The sequence below is a fragment of the Clostridium sp. AM54-37XD genome (assembly GCF_003478225.1).
Lineage (GTDB): Bacteria > Bacillota > Clostridia > Lachnospirales > Lachnospiraceae > Coprococcus > Coprococcus ammoniilyticus.
This window is the reverse complement of sequence record NZ_QUEV01000005.1, coordinates 197,155-218,579: the sequence shown is the minus strand read 5'-3', so window position 1 is coordinate 218,579 and position 21,425 is coordinate 197,155. Positions and strand designations below refer to the sequence as shown.

Here is a 21,425-nt window from a genome sequence, read left to right as displayed (position 1 = left end):
GAAAAGAATATTGACGGATGCCGAAAAAGAATATAAAGTTAGCGTTAGAAATAAAGTATCGAAAAGAAAGAGGAGGTACTTATGGGAACAAAGATCTGTCCGATATGTGATGGAAAAGTAAACAGTATTAATTTTTGTAAAACCTGTAAACGGTTTGTAACACCGATAGAAACCAGCCACAGCTTTTATCTGAACGAAAGACGAGAGCCTGAAGATTATCAGAGAGAGTATCAATATAGTGGGGATGTATCGGACTACAGTGCGGATAAACCTGAAGTTGAGGATGAAGTAACGGATTGCCATGATGAGTTTGAAACCGAGCTTCCGAAATGGGCGAATCGGACTCCGACATCGGCAAACCCTATGCCGAATCTGGATACGACCTATACGACAAAGAAAAAGAAATCGAAGAAAGCAGAGAGTGTGATCTCTGGCCTGCTTTTTCTGGCTGCGATTGGAGTATGCTTCCGGATGAGCAGCTTGTGGGATGCATGGCAGCAGTACCGGGATAAGCAGAAGATGCAGGAATCTCTGGATGAATTACATGAGATGCTGGATGAACAGGATGAGAAAAACTATGTAGATGAGAACGGATACAGCTACCGCTATATCTATCAGCCGGGAGAAACCACGGATTATGGCACAGACAGTCTGGTTGGCTTATCAGCCGATGAAGTGTATGACCGGGGAGAAGCCTGTGATGGTGTGGCTCATTATGAGGGCGTCACCAGTGATGAGCTGGAGGCTGCTTTTTTACAGAATGCAGAGGAAGATGACATTTTATTTGAAGATACAAGTACAGGGACTGCCGGGAATCTGAGTTTGTATGAATACTCGTATCAAAACGGAGATACATTTACATACTATAATAAAGAAAAGTATATTTCAGATGACGAATATGGCATTGATGTGAGCATAAACAGTGATCTGAATACACAGGCGATCCACTCTGTCCGAATATGGCAGTATCCGCCGGATGTCGATGATGGTTTCTGTCTGGATCAGATCTATGAAGATCTGGTAATGGCACTTGAGGATGAAACGCTTCAGGGCGACAGTCTGGAACGGACAACAGAGATGATTTGCGCCTATCAGGAAAAGGAGTATTCTGCGGATGATCCCAGTGCAAATTATACAGACCTTCAGATCGGAAAATGGAGCCTGACGATCAGCAGAGGAGAAACCTCTCTTGGTATTGCGATGGACTATCTGGGTGAATAGAAAGGTTAAATCTTCATGAACAAAAGCAGTACCATCTTGAAAGCCGGGAAAAACGTGGTTATAATGGATGCGGAATTGCCGGAAATATATACAAAAGAAGAATACAGCAGGCAGGCTGTATAAAAAGGAGGTTCTGATTGGACAACAATTTACCTGATAACAGTAATAACAACAATAATAACAATAATAATGGAAATAAGGGAAGAAACAATCGCTCGATCATGGTGATCCTGGTTATTTCCATTTTACTGACATTTTTATTCTGGCGCGTATTTGACCGGGTGTCATCCGGCAGGGAAGAGGAAGTCACATATGGTCAGTTTATCGAGATGTTAGATAAGGGCGAGGTTGGTTCCGTAAAGATCTATGGAAGCAAGATCGTATTTGAAAATAATGCCGATGATAAGGTGATCAGTAAGACAAAATATACTGCAACCAGAATATCGGATGACAGTCTGGCAGAGAAGCTTCGTCAGGCAAAGACGAAATATGGAACAGAATATGAAGGCATTGATGAGAGCGGAAGTGCCATGGTTGGCACGATCATTTCTTACATTGTAATGATCGTTGCATTCTATCTGTTGTTGTCGATGATCATGAAGCGAAGCGGCGGTGTAGGTAGAGCAAATGCGAAGATTTACGTTGAGAAGAAAACAGGTGTTACCTTTGCGGATGTTGCCGGAGAGGAAGAGGCTAAGGAATCTCTGACAGAGATGGTCGATTTCCTGCACAATCCAAAGAAATATCTGGATATCGGAGCGAAGCTGCCAAAGGGGGCACTGCTTGTCGGTCCTCCGGGAACCGGTAAGACCCTGCTTGCAAAAGCAGTGGCAGGTGAAGCAAATGTACCATTCTTTTCTATGTCCGGGTCCAGCTTTGTAGAGATGTATGTCGGAGTGGGTGCTTCCCGTGTCAGAGATCTGTTCAAACAGGCGACACAGATGGCACCATGTATTATATTTATTGATGAGATCGATGCAATTGGAAGAAGCAGAGATTCCAGGCATGGCGGAGATTCCGAACGGGAGCAGACCCTGAATCAGCTTCTTGCAGAGATGGATGGCTTTGATACATCAAAGGGTATTGTGATCCTTGCAGCAACGAATCGTCCTGAGGTGCTTGATAAGGCACTTCTTCGTCCGGGACGATTTGACCGCAGAGTTATCGTAGAGAAGCCGGATCTGAAGGGAAGAATCGATACACTGAAGGTTCATTCCAAGAATGTCAAGATGGATGAAACGGTTGATCTTCATGAACTGGCACTTGCAACTTCAGGTGCGGTTGGTGCGGATCTTGCAAATATCATAAATGAGGGAGCGCTGGCAGCCGTCAGAGATGGCAGAAGTCTGGTTTCCCAACAGGATCTGATCGGTGCGGTAGAGGTTGTATTTACCGGCAAAGAGAAAAAGGATCGTCTGCTCAGCAAAGAAGAAAAACAGATCGTTGCTTATCATGAAGTCGGACATGCATTACTCGCTGCAATTCAGAAACACACGGAGCCAATCCAGAGGATTACGATCGTTCCAAGAACCATGGGTTCTCTGGGCTACGTATGGCAGGTTCCGGAAGAAGAAAAATATCTGGAATCCAAGAAAGAACTGGAAGCAGAGCTTATAACCCTGCTCGGCGGACGTGCAGCAGAAGAATTGAAATTTGACTCTGTAACGACAGGAGCATCAAATGATATCGAGAAGGCGACCAAGACTGCCAGGGCTATGATAACCATGTATGGTATGTCAGATAAATTCGGCATGGTGCAGCTTGAATCAATAGAAGGACAGTATCTGGACAGAAATCTTGCCCTTCAGTGTTCCGATGAGACTGCAACCAAGATCGATAAGGAGATCCGTGATATGCTGCGAGATTCCTATAATAAAGCAAAGAAACTTTTGTCTGCCCATATGGCAGCCCTGGATTCTATCGCCAGCTTCCTTATAGAACATGAAACGATCACCGGCAAAGAATTCATGTCAATTCTTGCTCAGGTGGAACCACAGAGATAGGTGCAATACCGCACATGGACGGTTATATCATACAACTATTATTCCGCAAGACGCTTGCGCTCTATTTCCACGCAGCGGTGCTAAGTTCTCCGCCTGTGGCGGTTCACTAAGAACCGGCGTGGAAAAAGGCTTGCTACATAACAGTGTGTAATATAACCATCCATGTGCGGTATTTTTGATATCCCATAAAAACATATACCACCGCATAGTTGCAATATTTTGTGGTAGTTTTAAAAATGCCGTTTTTGGCGTGGCATGTAATACACTGTTATGAGGCAAGCCTTTCCGAGCGTCGGTACTTAAGTTGCGTATTTTGCAACTTTATGTACCGTTACGTCGAGAAATAGAGCGCAAGCGTCTTGCGGAATAATAGTTGTATTACATGCCACGCCAAAAACGGCATTACTAAAATTAAAATTGAAGCTGGTCGAGGTTTTTGCCGTAGGCCGGGAGGAAGTCAGACAGAAAGCGTTCAACCTCCGGAAGGTCGGCAGCCAGCTTGTCGACAGCGATCTTTGTGGATTCGTAGGCGCTGGAGAATTCCGGATTGCCGACAGAGGTTTCTTCCATACATTTGATAAGAGCAGATAGTTTATCTGCCGCTTTTACAAGCTTCCAGATATATTCATCTCCGGACTGGCGGAAGAAGAGTGGTTCATACTGTGGTTTCATTTCATCCGGCAGTTTGTTTAACAGCTTGTAGCAGGCTGTTTTCTCGATCATTTTAAAGGATTCCTTGATAGCATCGTTATAATACTTGACCGGTGTCGGCATATCACCGGTTATGATCTCTGAAGCGTCATGGTATAGTCCGATCAGAGCAGCCCGCTCCGCATTCAGATCCTTTTCATAATAGGTATTGCCGATCACGGCAAGTGCATGAGCGATAATGCTGACTTCCAGACTGTGCTCACACAGATTTTCTTCTCTGGTATTCCGCATCAACGCCCAGCGGTCGATGTATTTCATTCTCGAAATCATAGCAAAAAAATTATATTCCATCTTTATCTCCTTATTAAATAATTGTGAATATATCTGCAAAAAAATAAGAAAGTAAATTATATTTGGACAGTTTGACTTACCAAAACAGGGGCATTTGAGTCCGCCGGTACTCACATTTCGTACTTAGTGAGTGCTTGCACGAGCTTAGAACGAAAGCGCACCCCTGTGGTGTGATGGTGCATTAGCAGCATCTTAGTACCGCTGCAGGAGTAACTGAGACCTTAGCGAGGCTTAGCCGAGGTTAGTTCGAAGTTACACAGAGTGGAAACGAGTGGGAACGTCCCCTGGTTGGTAAGGTCAAAAGTGTCCAAATATATTATGCCATTTCCATCTTTTGCAGATATATTCACAGGTTAGCTCACTCCTTGTGGAAAAATCCGTACACCGCTTCGGCGGCATTCCGGTTCATGGATGGCGCCTGCATCAGTTCTTCGATGGATGCCTCTCGGATCCTTGAAATATCCTTGAAGTACCCCATCAGATCCTTTCGTCTGGCAGGACCGATGCCCGGTATATCCTCAAGGATAGAATGTACCTGAGATTTGCTCCTGAGGCTTCTGTGATATTCGATGGCAAAACGGTGGGCTTCGTCCTGCAAACGGGTAACCATGTCAAATGCCTGTGTATTCTTTGGAAATTCCACTTCTTTATTGTTATAATACAGTCCTCTGGTCCGGTGGTAGTCATCCTTTACCATACCGCAGACCGGAATATTCAGATGCAGTTCGTCAAGAACCTCCAGGGCAATGTTGACCTGTCCCTTACCACCATCCATCATAAGGATGTCAGGATAGACCTTAAAACGTTCATCGGTAAATCGTCTTGTCAGAACCTCGCGCATACTGGCGTAGTCATCCGGTCCGTCGATCGTTCTTAATTTGAATTTGCGGTATTCATTGGGTCTGGCTTTTCCATTTTCAAAGACCACCATCGAAGCAACCGAATGGTAGCCGCTGATGTGCGAGATATCGAAGGCTTCCAGCCGTTTGGCAGATGGGACACCGATCAGTTCTGCCAGTTCCTTTGCAGCACCTTCTGTTCGAGCCTGCTCCCGTTTCAGCTTTTCAGTATCCTGTGTCAGAACAAGAAAAGCATTGTCACGCGCAAGCTTTAACAGCTTAGCTTTGTCACCTTTTTGAGGTGTGAGGATGTGTACCAGATTTCCCCGTCGTTCGCTTAAGTATTGTTCGATCAGCTCCTGCTCATTTACTTCATGCTCCAGAATGATCTCCTTAGGGAGAAATGGAGTAGAAGCGTAATACTGTTTTAAAAATGCAGCCATAATATCTCCATAAGATTCCGACTGCACACCGGTCATATGAAAATGTTCTCTGCCGATCATCTTGCCGTTTCGGATGAAAAAGACCGAGATAACGCCTTCGTTCATGTTGTTGGTAGCCATCGCGATCACGTCACGGTCATCGGTTGTTGTGTTGTCAACACGCTGCTTTGATGCGATGTGCTTGATGCTTTCGATCAGATCACGAACCTCTGCCGCCTGTTCAAATTCCATATCGGCTGCCAACTGTTTCATCTTTTCTTCCAGTTCTTTTACCGTCTGCTGGTGATGCCCGGTCAGAAAATGGATTGCCTGTCCCACCTGTCTGCTGTAGTCCTCTTTTGAGATGTAACCCTGACAGGGAGCCTTGCACTGTCCGATGTGGTAATACAGACATGGACGATCCAGCCCTGTTTCCTGTGGCAGCTTTTTGTTGCAGCTTCGCAGATGATATAGTTTTTTTAACAGATCAATGGTATCCTTGACAGCACCTGCATTCGTATAAGGACCAAAATATCTGGCGTGATCCCGGTGCATCTGATGCGAGAACAGAATACGAGGGAAATCCTCGTTGACTGTGATCTTGATGTATGGATAGCTTTTGTCATCCGTAAGCATTGTATTGTAGTGCGGACGGTGTTCTTTGATCAGATTACATTCCAGCACCAGTGCTTCAATTTCAGATTCGCAGATGATATATTCAAACCACGCGATGTGGCCGACCATTTTTTCGATTTTAGGTGAGCGTTTATATCCTGACTGAAAATACTGGTGTACCCGGTTATACAGATCAATGGCTTTGCCGACATAGATGATTTCATCGGTCTTGTTATGCATCAGATAGACACCCGGTGTATGAGGCAGTTTTTTTAATTCTTCTTCAAAATTAAACATACTTTGAATTCATATCCTTTCCGCTGCGTATTCTAAAAACAGCAGATTCACACATAAAAATCAGTATAACATAAGATTCAGAAAACAGGTGGCTTTTTTCCTGAAAAAATAAATTGATGAATTGACGATAAATAGGTTGTAGAATATAATGAAACAAGAACTGAAACTAGGGAAAACAGGAGGAGAAGATGGTTTATAGTATAACAGTATCCAAACTCATAGAGAAAATGAATCTGAAGAATTATACACCGGAGATCGATACCGATAAGGTGCTGATCCAGGATCCGGGTATGAACCGCCCGGCGGTACAGTTTGGAGGATTCTTTGAACATTTTGATGCAGGACGTATCCAGATATGCGGAAATGTAGAACATGCCTATATTGCGGCGATGCATACAGAGGAAGAAAATATCAAGATCATAAATGAATTTTTCTCATATAAGCCGCCGTGTCTGATATTCTGCAGAGATCTGGAACCATATGAATTTATTATAGAAGCAGGAAAGAAACACGGAGTGCCTGTCCTCACATCAAGTGCTGTTACATCTGCATTTGTTCATGAGGTAGATCGTTGGCTCCATGTAGAACTGGCACCAAGAATATCCGTACATGCTGTACTGGTCGATGTATACGGCGAAGGTGTTCTGATCATGGGTGAGAGTGGTATCGGTAAATCGGAGGCTGCTCTGGAGCTGATCAAGAGAGGCCACCGTCTGGTTGCAGATGATGTGGTTGAGATCAAGAAGGTCAGTGATGCGACGCTGGTTGGACGAGCACCGGATATTACCAGACATTTTATCGAGCTGCGTGGTATTGGAATCATTGACGTAAAATCACTGTTTGGTGTAGAATGTGTAAAGCTGGATCAGAACATCGATCTGGTCATCAATCTGGAAGAGTGGAGCAAGGATACGGAGTATGACCGTCTGGGACTGGAAGACCAGTATACGGAATTCCTTGGAAATAAAGTCGTAAGTCATAATATTCCGATCCGTCCGGGCAGAAATATCGCGATCATTGTTGAATCTGCAGCGGTTAACCATAGACAGAAGAAGATGGGATATAATGCGGCACAGGAATTATATAACAGAGTGACGCAGAATATTATGAAGGGCAATGCAAATAAGGAGGAGCAGTAGAAAAATGGCAAACTATGTATTTGGAGTAGATATTGGAGGAACAACCGTAAAAATCGGTCTGTTTACAACACAGGGTGAGATGGTTGAGAAATGGGAGATCACAACAAGAACAGATGAAGGCGGAAAATATATCTTAAGCGATATCGCAGCATCTGTTGAAGATAAACTGGCAGAGAAAAGGATCGAGAAGTCTGATGTAGCAGGTGTTGGAATGGGTGTTCCGGGTCCTGTAAAGGCAGACGGCACGGTTATCAAATGTGTAAACCTTGGATGGGGAATCTTCAATGTAGAAGAAGAACTCAGCAAATTATTAGACCTTCCTGTAAAAGCCGGAAATGATGCAAACATGGCAGCGCTCGGTGAGATGTGGCAGGGCGGCGGAAAAGGCCATAAGGATATCGTAATGGTAACACTTGGAACCGGTGTCGGCGGCGGTATTATTTTAAATGGAAAGATGCTCGCGGGAACCAACGGTGCAGGCGGTGAGATCGGACATATTTGCGTAAATGACGACGAGACAGAAGTATGCGGATGTGGTAACAAGGGCTGTCTGGAACAGTATACATCAGCAACCGGTATCGTTCGTATGGCAAAGATCATTTTAAATACAACAGACAAGCCATCCAAGCTTCGTCAGATCCAGTACATTTCAGCAAAAGAGATCTTTGATGCAGCAAAAGAAGGTGATGAGCTTGCAGCAACACTGGTAGAAAATCATGGAAAGGTTCTTGGAAAAGCACTTGCCCAGATCGCATGTGTAGTAGATCCTGAAATCTTCGTAATCGGTGGTGGCGTATCCAGAGCAGGAGATATCCTGATCGATACAACTGCAAAATATTTTGCACAATATGCATTTCATGCATGCAGACAGACCAAGTTTGCACTTGCTACACTTGGTAACGATGCGGGTATGTATGGTGGTGCGTGCAGTATACTGAATCAGTAAAAGTATTAAGTAAACTATGTGTAAATTACATAAATCGGGTTGAAACGCCCTGAAAATTCTATACATTTTTAATATTGAATTCTAAAAGCCTTTAATGTATGATATTGTGTGGTAGTGTTTGAGATTTTGAGAAATCAACTGGAACAGCATGCAAAACCTTATGTTAAAGGCTTTGTTTTGTCTATCAGGTTTATAAGATTCTTGAGAATCCGGAATAAAAACAGGTCAGGAGTTTAAAATTATATGACATCGTTTTATGAGAGCGCAGCAGCGATCACAGGAGAAAACAGAATAAAAACAAAAGAACCTTTGAACCGATATACAACCTTCCGGATCGGTGGAAAAGCAGATTTTATTGCTGAACCGGAGAAACCGGAGCAGATCGCAGAGCTTGCAGACCTCTGTAAAAAGGAAAAAGTTCCGTTTTTTATTATGGGAAATGGAAGCAACTTACTGGTATCAGATGATGGCTATCATGGAATGATCATTCATATAGCAGATGGAATGTCTAGGATCACGGTGGAAGGAACAAGGATCACTGCGCAGGCAGGTGCATCCCTGATTAAAACTGCGGTAACAGCAAAACAGCACGGACTGACCGGAATGGAATTTGCATCTGGTATACCGGGTAGCGTTGGTGGTGCTGTTTATATGAATGCAGGAGCATATGGCGGAGAGATGAAGCATATTATCACATCTGTAAAGGTGCTGGATCAGGATGGACAGATCTATGAGATCGCGGGTGCAGATATGGAATTCGGCTACCGCCACAGTAAGGCAGAACAGGATGGCCTGGTTGTGCTGGAAGCTGTAATTGAACTTCAGACCGGAGATATGGATAAGATAGATGAAGAGATGAAACGGCTGGCAGAAGCGAGAATCTCAAAGCAGCCACTGGAATATCCGTCGGCAGGATCGACTTTTAAACGACCGGAGGGATATTTTGCAGGAAAACTGATCATGGATGCGGGACTTCGCGGTTATACTGTAGGAGGAGCTCAGGTATCAGAGAAGCATTGTGGTTTTGTGGTGAACAAAGGCGGCGCAACGGCGGCTGATGTTATGCAGTTGGTAGACGATGTAAAGAAAAAAGTAAAAGACAGTTCCGGTGTGGATCTGGAGCTTGAGATAAAGACACTGGGGGCATTCTAGGATGAGATTTGTAATTGTGACAGGAATGAGCGGCGCAGGAAAGACAACAGCGATGAAAACGCTGGAGGATGCAGGATACTTCTGTGTGGATAATCTTCCAATCCAGCTTATTAAGCGTTTTGCGGAAATTGCATATGATGAACAGATTCAAGTTGATAACGTGGCGATCAGTGTCGATATCCGGAGTGGAAGAGCGTTAAGCCAGTTGAATGCCTGCTTAAATGACATGAAAGAAAATGGATACCAGTATGAGATCCTGTTTATGGAATGTTCAGATGAGAAACTGGTAAAACGGTTCAAGGAAACAAGAAGGAATCATCCATTATCTGCAAAGAACGGAAGGATCATAGATGGTATCAAAAAAGAAAGAGAACTGATTGGCTTTATCAAGGATGAAGCCGATTATATCATAGATACAACGAATTTGTTGGTTCGGGAGTTTAAATCTGAACTGGATAAGATCTTTGTGCAGAATATGGAATATGGGAATTTTATCATTACCATTATGTCATTTGGCTTCAAATATGGAATCCCAAGAGATTCGGATATTGTGCAGGATGTAAGATTCCTGCCAAATCCTTATTATGATGAAGAATTGAGACCACTGACCGGAAATGATAAGGTGATTCAGGATTATGTCATGAACTGTAAGGAAGGACCGGAATTTCTGGATAAATTTATAGATCTGGTACAGTTCCTGATTCCGAATTATATTAAAGAAGGCAAGAACCAGCTTGTTATCTCGATCGGCTGTACCGGTGGCAAACACCGTTCTGTAACGATCGCGAATGAAGTATATAGTCGTCTGCAGAAATCCACATACACTGTGAGAATATATCACCGTGATATCGGAAAAGATGCAGTCGTAAAGAAATTGTAGAACAGGAGTGAGACATATGTCCTTTTCCTCGGAAGTAAAAGCAGAACTTGCGAAGAATATCAGCAGTGCCAGACACTGCAGGATCGCAGAGCTTTCAGGAATGATGTCGATGGTGGCAGATGTATGGTATAGGAATGGTTCACTCTTTAAACTCTGTATAACGACAGAACGCAGTATTATAGCAAAGACGATGGCAGCTTTGATCAAGGTATTATTTGATATCCGTATGGAATGTTCCGTAAAAAGAACCGGGAGCAACAGCCGAATCTACCGGATGGTGTTAGATCAGCAACAGGAGATCGAACGGATGATGCAGACACTGAAGCTCTCGCCTGATTTTGGGATATCTCAGAATGGCGTAGCAAAGGTAAGCTGTCAGGATATGACAGTCAACCGGATGGTTGTGCAGCAGCAATGCTGCAAACGGGCATTTATCAAAGGTGTATTTATGACATCCGGATCGGTCAGTGATCCGAAGAAAGGATATCATCTGGAGATCGTCTGTAATAATGAGGATCGTGCCGGAATGATCGGGAAGATCATGGCGGAGCTTGATATCGAAAGCCGTGTCATTGCCAGAAAAAAGTATAGTGTCTGTTATATAAAGGATGGAACCATGATCGTTGATATGTTGAACATCATGGGCGCTCACATTTCTTTAATGAATATGGAAAATGTGAGAATATTAAAAGATATAAGTAATAATGTAAACCGCAGGGTAAATTGCGAAGCAGCGAATCTGAATAAAACAGTCAGTGCGGCTGTCCGACAGATCCAGGATATCAATTATGTGATAGAAACAAGAGGTATCACATATCTTCCGGATAATCTGCGGAGTCTTGCAGAACTCCGGCTGGAAGAACCGGATGCGTCGTTGAAAGAATTAGGCGAGATGATGAATCCTCCCATTGGAAAATCGGGAGTCAATCATAGATTAAGAAAAATAAGTGAAATAGCAGAAGACCTAAGACAAAAGTCGTATGTGTAGGAGGAAAAAATGTTAGAAAGAACAGTTAAGGTAGCCATGACCGAAGGAACCGAAGAAAGACCAGTGGCAGTGCTTGTACAGATCGCAAGTCAGTATGAGAGCCAGATTCATCTTGTATCAGATGACAAAAAAATCAATGCCAAGAGCATTATGGGCATGATGAGTATGGGATTTACAGAAGGACAGGAGATTACGGTCATTGCAGATGGAAAAGATGAAGCAGCAGCAGTAAAGGAGATCTCAGAATATCTGACAGCGAATGCATAAAATCTTCTGTTAATTAATTGGTGTTTTTATTGCACGCTTTGGTTGAATGTGATAAAATCAGATTATTAATGGATATGTGTCATCGGAGGAAGCAGATATGGGATTTTTTGATGGGATTTTTAAGAAAATACCTTTCGTGTCCAGATTCTCGAAAAAGAAAGCGCCGGTTAATAATGTAGAGTTACAGTATAACAAGGCTATGAATCTTATGGATAATGGTGATTCTGAAGAATCTGTTAAGATACTGGAACAGGTTGCAGATATCGGTATTATGGATACCCAGTACAAATCATATGGAGATGATGCCCTTCTCGCACTTGCTGAGTTTTATGAAAAGGGTGTTTACCGCAACGCAAAAATAAATGTAGATATGAACAAGTCTACAAAATACTACGAGAAGTATGTGAATCAGAACCGTGATGGTGATGTGATATACAAGCTTGCTAAGATGATGCTGGAAATCCAGAATTTTTCAAAGGCAATCAAGTACTTCGAGATGGCAGCAACGGATTATGGTATCAAGGCAGCATACATGAGCCTTGGTTCTATTTATGAAAGTGGTCTGAACCGGATTGATGAATATGGAAATAAGAGTGATTTCGTCGTTCCTGTTGATCTGGAAAAGGCAATGCAGTGGTATAAGAAGCTTGCTGATGCCGGTGACGCAAAGGCAAGGGCATCTTATGAGCGCGTGTTATATGCAAGCACACATGAAGACAGTCTGGAATTTGAGGAAAAAGATAAGCTGTATACGGAGATTTCCCAGAGAAGAAAAGAAAAGGGAAAAGAGCCACGATATAAGGTGATCGAGGCATCCAGGTTACAGTATCAGTATTCCTATGTACACAATCAGGTGGAAGGATATATCCACAAACTTCCAAAAGACTGGGTAAAGACGATTAATGAGTCAACCGGTGAAGAATATTACGCACCAAGCCTTACATATAAAGACTTTGCAATCTATGTTTATTATGACAGTATACCAAAGGATTCTAAGAAGACGTTGGAAAACTATCTGAGATATTGTAATGATGCATTTGACGAAGATTTACAGTTGAAAGCATATATTACAGAGTATGCAGATGGTATCTGCACGACATACTACCATAAGGATATGGAAAAGGGTATTGTTTCATTTGCGTTCTATCAGGGAAGACGACTGGCATGTATGCGTTTCGTATGTGCAACGATGGAGATCATTGAACAGTACGAGGAGATTATCTTCGAGGTAGCAAACTCATTTGCATTTATTGATCCGACACTGGTCAGTGAAGAAAGTGCAAACCGGAGAGATATGCAGTATTACAATGAAGCAATCTACTGTTACTATCTGGAAGATTATGAAGGTGCCATGAAGGCTGCAAAGCAGGCACTGAAGTTTGGAAGCATCAAAGCGAGTTATCTGCTTGTAGAGCTATACTATGATGAGGACAGCCCATACCGTGATCTGGAAAAGACGATTAGTTATGCAAAGCAGTTGTTTGAAGCGACGAAGGATCCGGAACTTGCGTTCCTGATTGGTAATGTATACGATCAGCAGATGAAAGATTACATGAAAGCTTTGAACTGGTACGAGAATGCAGAACGGCTGGGACATAAGCGAGTTGCATTCTATCTGGGACGTATTTATTATTATGGATTACTCCGTACCAAGAGAGATGGAAGAAAGGCTCTGGAATATTTCAAGAAGGCAAGAGAGAACGGTATACCGGAAGCAGAAGGTTATATCAAGGATCTTGAGGAATTGAAGGGTGAAGATCTCCAGACGGCCGTTGAGAAATGGGAAAGAGCGGTTCAGGCAGGAAGTGAATCTGCAGCAATTAAGATCGCAATGATGAAACAACAGCAGATTTTCTATATAGCAACGCCGTACGAGATTGAGAAAGCATATCTGGAAGCACTTGGACTTGGAAGTGCCAGAGCAGGATATGAACTTGGACGTATCTATCAGCTTCAGGAGAAACAGGAAAACTATAAGGGCGAGATCAAGAGTATCAAGTATTTTGAGAAAGCCTTTAATGCGAACTTTGATGACTGGGATAAGGAAAATCTGTTCAGAGTTATTAATTACAAGGTTGAAAAGGGACTCGATAACGAAGAGGCTATCAAGCTCTATATCGAAAATGCAAGTATGGGTTACGTTCCGGCTATCGAAAAGCTGTTTGAACTGGTTCCGTTTACAACACAGCAGATCTGGAGTTTGTATGATGCACTGATCGAGCTGGCAGAGACCGGTGATGAGACTGCTATCGTAGCGATGAACAAACTGGAAATGCATTATGTAGATCTGATTATCCGTGAACCGGGTAAGGGACAGAAGATTGTGGAGAACAAGTTTTTCCGCTTGTGTGTTCCAAAAGAATGTTCAGCAACGATCAATGATGAAGGCGGTACGATCAAGCTTGCCGATTCTGTTGTTGAATTTGCGGTGGCTGAGATGCCTGTCAATGCGACAGCAGAGCAGGATTATCTGAAGATTTATAAACTGATTGTATCAGAATATCTGCCAGATGAGAATGCAGAGGTTATTATTGCGAACTCCAGAATGATCGGTTCTGCGATCAGAAGTTCGAAGGATAACATCCATACATACAGTATTCTTTTGATCAGCTCAAAGAATCAGTATATCTTTAAGCTTAGTTCGAAGGACAGACGGGAGATGATGCAGTTCAAAGATGTATTGAACACGATTGCAAAATCTCTGGTTGAGACTGGTGAGATCTACAAAGCAACAGGTGAAAACAGAAAGAACATTGGTCTTGCATTCCTTCTTAAGGCAAATGAGAATGGATTCCTTTCGATAGGAAAAGATGCTTAATAGAATTTAGAACAATATGTTTTAAAGCAGTATCTTGCCCGGAGAATAATTCTTCGGGCAAGTGTCTGTTGAAGCAGCATGTAGAAATGACAAATGTGTTTGTCGTAGAGGTGAGTACAAATGTTTAGAAATATCATGAACAATCTGGCAACATGGTATGAGATTGGAGAAAATAAAGCAGCACTCATTAGAGGAGGAAAGTTTGTAGGAAAGACATGGGCAGCCCTTGATTTTGCTACAGGTTTTTTTGATGAACACATTCTTATCGATCTGGAGCAGTATCCGGATTTTTGTCAGTATATTTCAAAGGAGAGAAAGCCGGAGAAACTACATGCGAAATTAACAACTTCATTGGATAAATATGACTTTCAGGGAAAGTTATTGATTTTTGATAATGTACAGCTTAGTACAATGGCGGTTCCGAATCTGGTAGAATATGCCAGGGTAAGCAGCGGCGTGCGAATCTGTATGCTTGCAACAGTGAATGGAATGTTGCCGGGTGAAGCAGAATGCCAGGATGATCTCTTTGTGTATGAGTTAACGCCGATGACCTTTGATGAGTTTTTAAAGGCAGGAAAAGGCAGAAAGCTCTGGAAGTACATTGAGAACCAGAGACTGGAAGGATTGCCGGAGGAGGTACGGGCAAGCGTAGATACGATGCTGGATGCATTTTTAGTGACCGGGGGAATGCCGGAAGCGGTAAATGCATATTACAAAAATGAAAATTTTGAAGAAGTTGACGGTATTTTGCAAAAAACACTTGACAAGATGACCGAATATATAGTAAAAGTAACACCGAAGAAACTTTTAACAAAGGTGATGCTGATCTGGAACAGTATTCCTGTTCAGCTTACCAAAGAGAATAAAAAGTTTATGTACGGATACGTAGATCCAAAGGCGAGAGCCAGAGAGTATGAGTCGTCAGTTGACCATCTTGTACGGATCGGAGTTGTCCGTCAGGTGTACCGTGTAAAACATGGTATATTGCCACTTGCAGAGCAGGTGGATGAAAAGTCCTTTGAGATCTATCATTTGGATCATGGTCTTTTAAGGATTATGGCAGGCATTCATTATTATGATATAGATCAGACCAATATCGTTGATACGATGGATGGCATGATAGCCGAGCAGTATGCGATGGAAGAATTATATGCGAATAAGAATATTGGCAGGTTGTTCTTCTGGATATCATCTGCAACAGCGAAGGTTGATTTTGTGTATGAAGGTGATGGTGAGGTTGTACCGGTTGATGTACAGACAGAGCCACATACGAAGGCACAGAGTTCCAAGGTGTTCAAGCAGAGATATAACAATGCAACGTCTATCAGAATTTCAACAGATGACATGTATATGAATAACGGACTTTTAAATGTTCCGCTATACGGCATCTGGAACTTTTAACAAACGCCGAAATAGCTCAGTTGGTAGAGCAACGCATTCGTAATGCGTGGGTCGAGGGTTCGAGTCCCTTTTTCGGCTTTGAACCTTATACCCCGAAACCTAAGAGAAAGCAAGGGATTCGGGGTATTTTTATGTCTTAAAATGGTTTTAGGGGCAGTTTGGGGGCAGAATTATGAAATTAAATTATAATAAAGCAGAGGTATTATCCGTTTTTAATGGATGATAAAAATAATCGCAATTTTTCTCAGGTAACTGCTTTCTTGGGTGTTGGCAAAAAGGGCAAAATGAAATACAATAAAAAGATGGATAATATTTAGAATAAAATCGGAGATGAAACGTTTCATGAACATGAACTGGTATAAACATTTGAAAACGATCAACCATCATAAGTGGCTGGTTATGAAAAACTGCTTCCGGGTAGGCTTATATAAACAGGGACTGCTGCATGATCTGTCCAAATACTCATGGGCGGAGTTTTCAGTGGGTGTGAAGTATTATCAGGGAGACCGAAGCCCGAATGATGCGGAACGAGAGGATAAAGGCTATACAAGTGCCTGGCTGCACCATAAAGGAAGAAATAAGCATCATCTGGAATATTGGGTAGATTACAGCACCGATCATTCCGGTGCGTTAGCGGGCTGTAAAATGCCGGAAAAATATGTAGTTGAGATGTTCTGTGACCGGATTGCAGCAAGTAAGAATTATAATAAAGAGAAGTATAACGATTCTTTCCCATTGGAATATTTCAGAAAAGGTAAGGCTAGAAAGAATCATCTGCTCCATCCGGAAACGGATGCATTGCTTGAGAGTCTGCTGGTTATGCTGGCAGAAAAAGGGGAAGATTATACTTTTGACTATATACGGCGGGAAGTATTGCATAATAAAAAACCGAAGAAAAAATAGAAATAAGATCGTTATTGACAGTAACGTCAGACTGGAGAAAGTATACAAACGGAAGAGAGGCTGAAAAGCCGGAGGGATAAATATGGATTTTACACATTTACATGTGCATACAGAATATAGCTTGTTGGACGGCTCGGCGAAGATCAAGAGTCTGGTAAAGCGTGCGAAGGAACTGGGATATGATTCGCTTGCGATTACCGATCATGGCGTTATGTATGGAGTTATTGATTTTTATGAGGCAGCAAGGGCAGAGGCATCAAGCCGATCATAGGCTGCGAGATCTATGTCAGTCCGGGATCACGATTTGACCGTGAGAATACCAGAGGCGAGGAACGATATTATCATCTGGTACTGCTCGCAGAGAACAATCAGGGATATAAGAACCTGTCTAAGATCGTATCCAGAGGATTTACGGAGGGCTTTTATTATAAGCCAAGAGTAGATCTGGAAGTGCTGGAACAATACCATGAGGGCATTATCGCGCTTTCAGCCTGTCTGGCGGGGGAGGTTGCCGTCAATTTAAGAAAGAATAACTATGAAGGAGCGAAAGAGGCAGCACTCCGTCATTTGAAGATATTTGGAGAAAACAACTATTTCCTTGAGATGCAGGATCATGGGCTGGCAGAACAGGCAACGGTAAATGCGGGTGTTATGCGGTTGTCCAAAGAGCTGGGTATTCCGATGGTCGTAACGAATGATTCTCACTATATACTTGCGGAGGACTGGGAGGCGCACGATATCCTTCTGTGTATCCAGACAAACCGGAAGGTACATGAAGAAGATCGTATGCGCTATACAGGTGGACAGTATTATCTGAAATCCAAAGAAGAAATGTATGAGCTTTTCCCTTATGCGAAGGAGGCTCTTGCAAATACACAGAAGATTGCAGACCGTTGTAATGTAGAGATCGTATTTGGCGAGCAGAAGGTGCCGGAATTTGATGTGCCGGATGGACTGACGGCCGAGGAGTATCTGGAAAAGCTCTGTATGGAGGGAATCAGGAAGCGTTATAACCCGGTAACACCGGAGTTGATGGAGCGTCTGACCTATGAGATCAATACGATCAAGAAAATGGGATATGTAGATTATTTTCTGATCGTATCGGACTTTATAAGATATGCAAAGGATCATGGGATTGCTGTCGGACCCGGTCGTGGATCTGCGGCAGGCAGTATCGTAGCCTATTGCCTTGAGATCACAAATATTGACCCAATCCGTTATAACTTACTGTTTGAACGATTTCTGAACCCGGAGCGTGTATCCATGCCTGATATCGACGTGGATTTTTGTTACGAGAGAAGGCAGGAAGTTATCGATTATGTTGTCCGTAAATATGGAAAAGAAAAGGTCGTACAGATCGTAACCTTCCAGACGATGGCGGCACGAAATGTTATCCGTGATGTTGGTCGCGCACTGGATCTCCCATATGCACTTTGTGATGCGGTAGCAAAGACGATCCCGATGGAGATCGGCATGAATATTGACACAGCTCTGAAGGTCAGCAAGGATCTGAAAGAGATGTATGAGGAAAATGCAGATGTCAAACAGTTGATCGATATGGCAAGAAAGTTAGAGGGACTTCCAAGAAATACCGGTATGCATGCAGCCGGTGTCGTGATCGGCAGAGATTCTATCGATGAATATGTACCGCTTGCAAGAGGCGGTGATGATTCGATCATCACCCAGTTTACAATGACAACAATCGAGCGATTAGGACTTCTGAAAATGGACTTTCTTGGACTTCGTACTCTGACCGTTATTCAGGATGCAGTAAAGTTTATAAAGCAGGAGACCGGAGTTGATATTGATATCGATCATATCGATTATGATGATAAAAAGGTATTCGAGTTGATTACGTCAGGTAAGACAGAGGGTATCTTCCAGCTTGAAAGTTCCGGTATGAAGAACTTCATGAAGGAGTTAAAGCCTCAGAGTCTGGAAGATGTCATAGCCGGAATCTCTCTGTACCGCCCGGGACCTATGGATTTTATTCCAAACTATATCAATGGTAAGGAACATCCGGAGAAGATTACCTATGACGTGCCGGAGCTTCAGGAGATCCTGGAACCAACCTATGGCTGTATTGTATATCAGGAGCAGGTTATGCAGATCGTTATGAAGCTTGCCGGATATACACTAGGACGAAGCGATCTGGTGCGCCGTGCCATGTCAAAGAAGAAAGCAGATGTCATGGCGAAGGAACGCCAGTATTTCGTATATGGAAATGAAGAATTAGGAGTGCCGGGCTGTATCGCCAGAGGCATCCCGGAAGCAACTGCAAATAAAATCTTCGATGATATGACGGATTTTGCAAAATATGCATTTAACAAATCTCATGCAGCAGCATATGCGGTTGTTGCCTATCAGACAGCATTTTTAAAATGCTATTATCCGGTTGAATTTATGGCGGCGCTGATGTCATCAGTAAAGGATAACAGTTCCAAGGTGGCGGGTTATATTCAGTCCTGCCGCCAGATGGGAATCCAGATCCTGCCGCCGGATATCAATGAAGGCTACAGCGGCTTCTCAGCAGCCAAGGGTGCGATACGATATGGCATGTCAGGGATCAAGAGTGTCGGAAGTGCAGTAGTAGACCGGATTGTAGAAGAACGGGAGGCAAATGGACCGTATAAAGACATGAAGGACTTTCTGGTTCGTATGACACCGAAGGAGACCAATAAGAAGACGGTTGAAGCATTGATCCTTGGAGGTGCATTTGACAGCTTTGGTGTGAAGAGACGCCAGATGATGATGGCATATCCGATGATGATCGATGAAGTCTATAAAGAGCGGAAAAATTCATCTGCAGGACAGATGTCATTTGCAGAATTTTTTGGCGGTGAGTTTGCAGAAGCGGCAAAGACGAAATTTCCGGATGTAGAGGAATATGACGAGCAGGAGAAGCTGGCACTTGAGAAATCTGTGCTTGGTATCTATATATCCGGCCACCCGCTTCTTGATTATGAGAAACTGATGAGTGAGAAAACGGCATTTTCATCGGTGGATTTCATGATCGATGAGGAAGAAGGACGGGCAAGAGTTCCGGATCAGAGTATCTGTATTCTTGGCGGCATGGTAGCAGGTGTTACGGTGAAGCTGACAAAGAACAATCAGAACATGGCATTTGTTACGTTGGAGGACATGGTCGGACAGACGGAGATCATTGTATTTCCAAAGAAATATGAAGATTACCGGGAGAAACTGACGACAGATAATAAGATCTTTGTAAAGGGTCGGGCGACGGTTTCAGAGGAGGACGCGAAGCTGATCGCGGAAGAGATCCTGACCTTTGATGAAGTGGCGGCAGGAAATGATTTCAGCCGTTATAATAACAGTGGCAGGATGAAGCCTCGCAGAGAAAATACAGGAAAACCGGAATTTACAGAGGGTGATCTGCAGGTCTGGGTATGCTTTGATGATAGAAAAGAATATGATGAGCTGGAGAGAGAGTTCCTGTCAATCCTGGAAGAATATAAAGGAAACTGTCCGGTATATATATTCATCAAACAGGAAAAGCAATACAAGAATATGGGAAGGGGCTTTATGGTAGACGGAGCTTCCGGTATCGTAGACCGGCTGAAGCTGGAATATGGTGTCAGCCGTGTAACCGTTCGTCCGAATAAGAAGAAATAGCAGCGTTCTTGTCTGGATTGCTTACATGGCAGATTCTGAAGGATTGCTGGAAAAGAAAATGACAGGAGGATGCAGGTATGGAGATCATTACTGCAAATTCAAATCCTAAGATAAAGAATATCAACAAGTTAAATAAAAATGCGGCATTCCGCAAAGAAGAACAGGTATTTATAGTAGAAGGAAGCCGTATGTTTCGGGAACTTCCGGTTGACCGGGTAAAGCAGGTGTTTGTATCGGAAACGGCATATAGAAAATATGAAGCGGAGCTTTCTGTAAAAGGGATCACAGAACAGGACGGACGACTGGTTGTTGTATCAGACAGTGTGTTTCAGTCGATGTCACAGACGAAAACCCCGCAGGGACTTCTTGCTGTCGTGGATAGATATCACTACACGATGGATGATTTGATTTCTGTGATGACTAAACATGAGGGGGGAAACACTTTTTTGGTGCTGGAATCCATACAGGATCCCGGTAATCTGGGTACGATCGTGCGGACAGCAGAGGCTGCTGACGTTACAGGTATTATCATTGGAGGGGATTCCTGTGATATATACAATCCTAAGGTGGTGCGATCTACAATGGGAACGATCTTCCGGGTGCCATTTGTCTATGTGGATGATCTCATGGGTACGGTTGACCGGTTAAAGGAACATGGAATTGTTGTCTATGGGGCGCATCTGGACGGACAGGATCTGTACGCGGGAAAACTTGAAAAGAACAATGCATTCCTGATCGGAAATGAAGGAAACGGTTTGACCTATGAACTTTCTGCAAAGGCTGACCGCCTGATCCGTATTCCGATGGCAGGTCAGGTGGAATCCTTAAATGCTGCAATTTCAGCGACACTTCTTGCATATGAAGCATACAGGCAGCGAAAATGATCGGATAATAGACAA

At 43.2% G+C, this 21,425-nt stretch carries 14 protein-coding genes, 1 tRNA gene and 1 pseudogene; 14 read left to right on the top strand and 2 right to left on the bottom strand.

The genetic code is table 11. The features are described from left to right. Positions 1-81: 81 nt before the first annotated feature. Both DXA07_RS06685 and ftsH read left to right on the top strand, forming a co-directional pair. A complete protein-coding gene (locus DXA07_RS06685) occupies positions 82-1,221 on the top strand; it encodes a hypothetical protein (protein WP_118483954.1) in 1,140 nt (379 codons plus the stop codon). A gap of 137 nt (positions 1,222-1,358) precedes the next feature. Further along, a complete protein-coding gene (gene ftsH, locus DXA07_RS06680; protein WP_118483952.1) occupies positions 1,359-3,224 on the top strand; it encodes an ATP-dependent zinc metalloprotease FtsH in 1,866 nt (621 codons plus the stop codon). Positions 3,225-3,635: 411 nt separating this feature from the next. Here the strand turns inward: ftsH and yfbR are convergent, their stop codons facing one another. Continuing rightward, positions 3,636-4,226, bottom strand: a complete 591-nt coding sequence (gene yfbR, locus DXA07_RS06675) for a 5'-deoxynucleotidase (protein WP_117808482.1) — start codon at positions 4,224-4,226, stop codon at positions 3,636-3,638. A 358-nt stretch (positions 4,227-4,584) separates the two neighbouring features. Further along, positions 4,585-6,399, bottom strand: coding sequence for an excinuclease ABC subunit UvrC (gene uvrC, locus DXA07_RS06670; RefSeq protein ID WP_118483950.1), 1,815 nt, complete (start codon positions 6,397-6,399; stop codon positions 4,585-4,587). 188 nt (positions 6,400-6,587) lie between these two features. On the opposite strand from uvrC, the gene hprK reads away from it, so the two are divergent. The 12 genes and pseudogenes from hprK (at position 6,588) to rlmB (ending at position 21,410) form a co-directional block, all read left to right on the top strand. Beyond that, complete coding sequence (gene hprK, locus DXA07_RS06665) at positions 6,588-7,538, top strand: HPr(Ser) kinase/phosphatase (protein ID WP_008401344.1); 951 nt, start codon at positions 6,588-6,590, stop codon at positions 7,536-7,538. Between the two features lie 4 nt (positions 7,539-7,542). Further along, on the top strand, positions 7,543-8,484 hold the full coding sequence (locus DXA07_RS06660; RefSeq protein WP_021944834.1) for an ROK family glucokinase: 942 nt from the start codon (positions 7,543-7,545) through the stop codon (positions 8,482-8,484). A 243-nt stretch (positions 8,485-8,727) separates the two neighbouring features. Further along, complete coding sequence (gene murB / locus DXA07_RS06655; protein ID WP_117808480.1) at positions 8,728-9,636, top strand: UDP-N-acetylmuramate dehydrogenase; 909 nt, start codon at positions 8,728-8,730, stop codon at positions 9,634-9,636. Between the two features lies 1 nt (position 9,637). Continuing rightward, positions 9,638-10,516 carry an RNase adapter RapZ gene (rapZ, locus tag DXA07_RS06650; RefSeq protein ID WP_117808479.1) on the top strand — a complete coding sequence of 293 codons (879 nt, stop codon included), beginning with the start codon at positions 9,638-9,640 and terminating at the stop codon, positions 10,514-10,516. 16 nt (positions 10,517-10,532) lie between these two features. Then, a complete protein-coding gene (gene whiA, locus DXA07_RS06645) occupies positions 10,533-11,504 on the top strand; it encodes a DNA-binding protein WhiA (protein ID WP_021944837.1) in 972 nt (323 codons plus the stop codon). 9 nt (positions 11,505-11,513) lie between these two features. Beyond that, on the top strand, positions 11,514-11,771 hold the full coding sequence (locus tag DXA07_RS06640; RefSeq protein WP_021944838.1) for an HPr family phosphocarrier protein: 258 nt from the start codon (positions 11,514-11,516) through the stop codon (positions 11,769-11,771). 97 nt (positions 11,772-11,868) lie between these two features. Next, a complete protein-coding gene (locus DXA07_RS06635) occupies positions 11,869-14,589 on the top strand; it encodes an SEL1-like repeat protein (RefSeq protein ID WP_021944839.1) in 2,721 nt (906 codons plus the stop codon). Positions 14,590-14,709: 120 nt separating this feature from the next. After that, positions 14,710-15,990 (top strand): DUF4143 domain-containing protein, encoded by a 1,281-nt coding sequence (locus tag DXA07_RS06630; RefSeq protein WP_226801065.1) that lies wholly within the window; start codon positions 14,710-14,712, stop codon positions 15,988-15,990. 5 nt (positions 15,991-15,995) lie between these two features. After that, positions 15,996-16,068 (top strand) — tRNA-Thr (locus DXA07_RS06625). A 270-nt stretch (positions 16,069-16,338) separates the two neighbouring features. Next, positions 16,339-16,893 (top strand): DUF5662 family protein, encoded by a 555-nt coding sequence (locus DXA07_RS06620; protein ID WP_118483969.1) that lies wholly within the window; start codon positions 16,339-16,341, stop codon positions 16,891-16,893. Between the two features lie 82 nt (positions 16,894-16,975). Then, a pseudogene (locus DXA07_RS06615) lies at positions 16,976-20,526 on the top strand (DNA polymerase III subunit alpha). A gap of 77 nt (positions 20,527-20,603) precedes the next feature. After that, entirely contained in the window at positions 20,604-21,410 is an 807-nt protein-coding gene (gene rlmB / locus DXA07_RS06610; protein ID WP_182427537.1) for a 23S rRNA (guanosine(2251)-2'-O)-methyltransferase RlmB, read from the top strand. Positions 21,411-21,425 lie beyond the last annotated feature (15 nt).

Bases quoted from the DNA above. Each gene is read 5' to 3' on its own strand.
- DXA07_RS06660 (WP_021944834.1), top strand. From the start codon at position 7,543: ATGGCAAACTATGTATTTGGAGTAGATATTGGAGGAACAACCGTAAAA.
- murB (WP_117808480.1), top strand. From the start codon at position 8,728: ATGACATCGTTTTATGAGAGCGCAGCAGCGATCACAGGAGAAAACAGA.
- DXA07_RS06620 (WP_118483969.1), top strand. From the start codon at position 16,339: ATGAACTGGTATAAACATTTGAAAACGATCAACCATCATAAGTGGCTG.
- DXA07_RS06640 (WP_021944838.1), top strand. From the start codon at position 11,514: ATGTTAGAAAGAACAGTTAAGGTAGCCATGACCGAAGGAACCGAAGAA.
- rlmB (WP_182427537.1), top strand. From the start codon at position 20,604: ATGGAGATCATTACTGCAAATTCAAATCCTAAGATAAAGAATATCAAC.
- DXA07_RS06635 (WP_021944839.1), top strand. From the start codon at position 11,869: ATGGGATTTTTTGATGGGATTTTTAAGAAAATACCTTTCGTGTCCAGA.
- yfbR (WP_117808482.1), bottom strand. From the start codon at position 4,226: ATGGAATATAATTTTTTTGCTATGATTTCGAGAATGAAATACATCGAC.
- DXA07_RS06630 (WP_226801065.1), top strand. From the start codon at position 14,710: ATGTTTAGAAATATCATGAACAATCTGGCAACATGGTATGAGATTGGA.
- DXA07_RS06685 (WP_118483954.1), top strand. From the start codon at position 82: ATGGGAACAAAGATCTGTCCGATATGTGATGGAAAAGTAAACAGTATT.
- whiA (WP_021944837.1), top strand. From the start codon at position 10,533: ATGTCCTTTTCCTCGGAAGTAAAAGCAGAACTTGCGAAGAATATCAGC.
- uvrC (WP_118483950.1), bottom strand. From the start codon at position 6,399: ATGTTTAATTTTGAAGAAGAATTAAAAAAACTGCCTCATACACCGGGT.
- hprK (WP_008401344.1), top strand. From the start codon at position 6,588: ATGGTTTATAGTATAACAGTATCCAAACTCATAGAGAAAATGAATCTG.
- rapZ (WP_117808479.1), top strand. From the start codon at position 9,638: ATGAGATTTGTAATTGTGACAGGAATGAGCGGCGCAGGAAAGACAACA.